The sequence below is a fragment of the Streptomyces chiangmaiensis genome, from assembly GCF_036281785.1.
GTDB lineage: Bacteria > Actinomycetota > Actinomycetes > Streptomycetales > Streptomycetaceae > Streptomyces > Streptomyces chiangmaiensis.
The window spans coordinates 1-4,101 of record NZ_JAYWVC010000390.1 but is presented as its reverse complement, the minus strand read 5'-3'; the positions used below and the strand labels follow the sequence as shown (position 1 = coordinate 4,101).

General features: G+C 70.9%; 3 protein-coding genes. 1 reads left to right on the top strand and 2 read right to left on the bottom strand.

Annotated features, from left to right (window positions below; all coding sequences use genetic code 11):
* Positions 1-312: 312 nt before the first annotated feature.
* On the bottom strand, positions 313-861 hold the full coding sequence (locus tag VXC91_RS43065) for a MarR family winged helix-turn-helix transcriptional regulator (protein WP_329512801.1): 549 nt from the start codon (positions 859-861) through the stop codon (positions 313-315).
* A gap of 171 nt (positions 862-1,032) precedes the next feature.
* On the opposite strand from VXC91_RS43065, the gene VXC91_RS43060 reads away from it, so the two are divergent.
* Entirely contained in the window at positions 1,033-2,313 is a 1,281-nt protein-coding gene (locus VXC91_RS43060; protein ID WP_329512803.1) for an MFS transporter, read from the top strand.
* An 82-nt stretch (positions 2,314-2,395) separates the two neighbouring features.
* On the opposite strand, the gene VXC91_RS43055 is transcribed toward VXC91_RS43060, so the two are convergent.
* Complete coding sequence (locus VXC91_RS43055) at positions 2,396-4,048, bottom strand: ATP-binding SpoIIE family protein phosphatase (protein WP_329512802.1); 1,653 nt, start codon at positions 4,046-4,048, stop codon at positions 2,396-2,398.
* Between the last annotated feature and the right edge of the window lie 53 nt (positions 4,049-4,101).

Sequence of the window (4,101 nt, the reverse complement as noted above, 5' to 3'; positions counted from 1 at the left end):
AGTCAACCGGGTTTGTGCTTGCGGCTGTTTGGCCGTTCGGACCTCCCGAACCTTAGCGGATCTCTCCGGCGATTCCCAATCGAGTGGATCTCGAGTGGTTCTGCGTCGGCACACACCGAAGGAAATCGAATTCGGGCACGCCGAAATCGATCCCGTCGGGAGATCGTGCTGAGTGGTTTGGCTGCCGCTGGCGCGGCGGGAGGTGCTGCCGGAGAACCGTTACGGCCTCGTGGCAACTCGGAGAACTTTACGGATCTGGGGTTGGACTGTCAAGTCTGCCCCAGGTGACGCAGCGCCAAACCTCCGCGTGCGTCAATCGAGGTCGCTGAGGCGCCCGCCGGCGTCCGGTTGGGCGTCCTCCACGCGGCGCAGCAGGCGGGTCAGCACCTCGCCGAGGACGGTGCGCTCGTCCGGGGAGAGGTCCTGAAGGAGGTCCTCCTCGAAGCGGGAGGCGAGGCGCATCGCCTCCAGCCACTTCTCGCGCCCCTCGGAGGTCAGCTCCACGATCACCCGGACGCGGTTGGCCTCGTCGCGCTCACGGGTGACGAGGCTCTCGCTCACCATGCGGTCGATGCGATGGGTCATGGCGGCCGGCGTCAGGCCGAGCCGCTTGGCCAGGTCGCTCGGGCCCATGCGGTACGGGGCGCCGGACAGGACGAGCCCCTTGAGGACTTCCCACTCCGCGTTGCTGATGCCGAGCTCCGCCGTCTGCCGGCCGTAGGCGACGTTCATGCGCCGGTTCAGCCGGGACAGCGCGGAGACGATCTTCTCCACCTGGGGGTCCAGACCCTGGAATTCGCGCTGGTAGGCGGCGATCTGTTCGTCGAGGGTCGGCTCGCTGTCGCCGGGGGTGTCGCCCATGGCCGCAGTATGGCACGCACTCGCTTGGCGTTGAAGTCCTTCACAGTGTAATGTTGAATCAATCAACTTTAGCCTCTAAGTCTTCAGGGTTAACTGTTTCAGAGGTGAGACCTGCTGGTCGTGCACTCGGGCGGACCCTCCTTTCCAAGGCAGGTGAACGTGACCAGAGCGATGGGCGCAGCGATGCCCCGGATCCATGTAGGCAACGCACTCAGCGCGTTCGGCCTCGGCTTCACCGTCCCGTACCTGTACGTCTATGTGGCCCAGGTACGGGATCTCGGCGCCGCGACGGCGGGTCTCGTGCTCGCCGTCTTCGCCGTGGCCGCGCTCGTCGTGCTGCCGTTCGCCGGGCGGGCCATCGTCCGGCGGGGCCCCCTTCCGGTGCTGCTCGCCGCCCTGGTCGTCGCCGCGGTCGGCGCCTTGAGCCTGGGCCTCGCCGGTACCGCCGTGAGCGTGCTGCTCTCGGCGGCCCTGCTCGGGGCCGGACAGGCCGTGATGCAGCCCGCGCTGGCGACGATGATCGTGGACTGCTCGACCACGCGGACGCGTTCACGTGCCTTCGCCACACAGTTCTTTCTGCAGAACCTGGGGCTCGGTGTCGGTGGACTGATCGGGGGGCACCTCGTCGACACCTCGCGCGCCGCGTCCTTCACCGTGCTGTTCACCGTCGAAGCAGCGATCTTCCTGGTGCTCGTCGTGATCATGGCGACGGTCCGGATCCCGCACCTGCCGCAGCCGGGGACCGATGCGCCGAGGTCCGGCGGGGCGAGCTGGAAGCAGCTGCTGGGCAACCGCGTCATGGTGCAGCTGTGCGTACTCGGCTTCGTGCTGTTCTTCGCGTGCTACGGCCAGTTCGAGTCGGGACTGAGCGCGTACGGCGTCGAGGCGGTCGGCGTCTCCACGTCCGCGCTGGGCACCGCGCTGGCGGCGAACACGATGATGATCGTCGTGGCGCAGTTCGCCGTACTGAAGTTCGTGGAGCGGCGCAGGCGGTCGCGGGTGATCGCGGCCGTCGGGCTCATCTGGGCCGTCGCCTGGGCGATCGCGGGCTACGCGGGACTCGGACACGGCAGCGGGACGATGGCGACCGCCGCGTTCATCTCGACGTACGCGCTCTTCGGGCTCGGCGAGGCAATGCTGTCGCCGACCCTCGCCCCGCTGGTCGCGGATCTCGCGCCGTCGGGAATGGCGGGTCAGTACAACTCGGCGTTCGCCCTGGTGAAGCAGCTCGCTCTGGCGGTGGGTCCGGCGGTGGGCGGTCCGCTGGCCGCGTCGCTGCCGGTGCCGTACGTCGTGACGTTCCTGCTGTTCTCGCTGGGCATCACGGTCCTTGCGGTCCGGCTCGGGCGCCGGCTCACGCCCGTGCAGAACCATCCGGCGAGGAGCCGCGTGGTGGCCCAGGGGGCACCTGGCCGGACGGACGGACTGGAGATCAGCCCGTCCGGTGTGTGAGGACGGCCCCTTGAAGCCGACCGGGGCCCCAGGCACAGCCACAGTGCCTCGTGCCCCGGACCCGGGCGGCCTCACCCGGCGGTCAGCCGGCTCCCCGGGGCAGCGCGAACTCGCACCACACCGCCTTCCCGCCGCCCGGCGTGCGACGCGACCCCCAGTTCGAGGCGATCGTCGCCACGATCGCGATGCCCCGTCCGGCCTCGTCCGCCGGCTCCGCACGGCGGCGGCGGGGCAGGTGATCGTCGCCGTCCGTCACCTCGATGATCAGGCGGCGGTCGGTGCGCCGAAGGCGCAGCCTCATCGGCGGGGTGCCGTGCTGCAGGGAGTTCGCGACCAGCTCGCTCGCCGCCAGTACGCCCAAGTCGTGCAGGTCAGTCGGGAACCGCCAGCTCGTCAGCACACCGGAGGCGAACGCACGTGCGCGTGGAGCCGCCTCGACGCCGCCGAGCAGCTCCAGGGCGGCGTTCCGGAACAGGTCGCCGTCCGGCCCCGGACGCGCCGGGTGCTGGAGGACCAAAAGCGCCACGTCGTCGTCGTGGGCCGCGGTGACGCCCGCCGAACGGAGCAGACGGTCGCAGATCACCTGCGGCGTGCCCGTGGCGCCCGCGAGCGCGTTCTCCAGGGCCGCGATGCCCTCGTCCAGGTCCGCATCCCGGCGCTCGACCAGGCCGTCCGTGTAGAGGACAGCCGTGGCACCCGGACCCAGCGGCACCGAGCCCGACGCATGCATCCAGCCGCCGGTGCCGAGCGGTGGGCCGGTGGGTTCGTCGGCGCGCAGGACCGCTCCGCTCGCGTCGCGGACGAGGATCGGCAGGTGACCCGCCGACGCATACACCAGTCGTCCCTCGTTCGGGTCGTGAACGGCGTACACGCAGGTCGCGATCTGGTTGGCGTCGATCTCCTGGGCCAGGCCGTCGAGGAGCTGGAGCACCTCGTGCGGAGGCAGGTCGAGGCGGGCGTACGCACGTACGGCCGTGCGCAGTTGGCCCATCACCGCGGCGGCGCGGACGCCTCGGCCCATCACGTCGCCGATCACCAGCGCCGTGCGGCCACCGCCCAGCGTGATCACGTCGTACCAGTCGCCGCCGACCGCCGCCTCGGTGCCGCCGGGCTGGTAGGTGGCGGCGATGCGCAGGTCGTCGGGCTGCTCCAGTTCCTGCGGCAGCAGGGAGCGCTGGAGGGTCACCGCGGTCCGCCGCTGCTCGCGCTCGCTGGTCCGCAGCCGTTCGGCGGCCTCGGCGTGGTCGGTGACGTCGGCGGCGAAGACGAGCACGCCCCTCGCCTTGTCGCCTGGCACGTCCACCGGAGTGCATGTGAACGTGTACGAACGGCCGCTCGGCGCCTTCCGGGACTTGACCGTGCGCGGCTTGGAGCTGCGCAGAACCTGGTCCAGGAGTGGGAGCAGGCCGAGTTCGTCCAGCTCGGGCAGGGCCTCGCGGGCGGGCTCGCCGACAGGGCGGAGGCCGAAGGCCGCCACATAGGCGTCGTTCACGTACGCGATGCGGTGATCGGGGCCGTGCACGAGGGCGACGAGGGCCGGGATGCGGTCGAGGACCTCGCGTGCCGGCAGCTCGTCGACGGCAGGCACGCCCGGCGGGTCGTCGGTGAGCCGCTCGGCGCGGGCCACGGGTACGGAGCCGTCACCACGTCGGTCCGGAGAGACCGCGTGCTCGGTCCGCGCTGCGGCGCGGCGCTGCGTTCCGGGGAGCCGGGCGCTCCAGCGCGTGAAGTTCACCGATTCCTTGCCTCGTCGTTGTCGTCTCCGGCCGGCTCCGGCTCCGGCCGGGG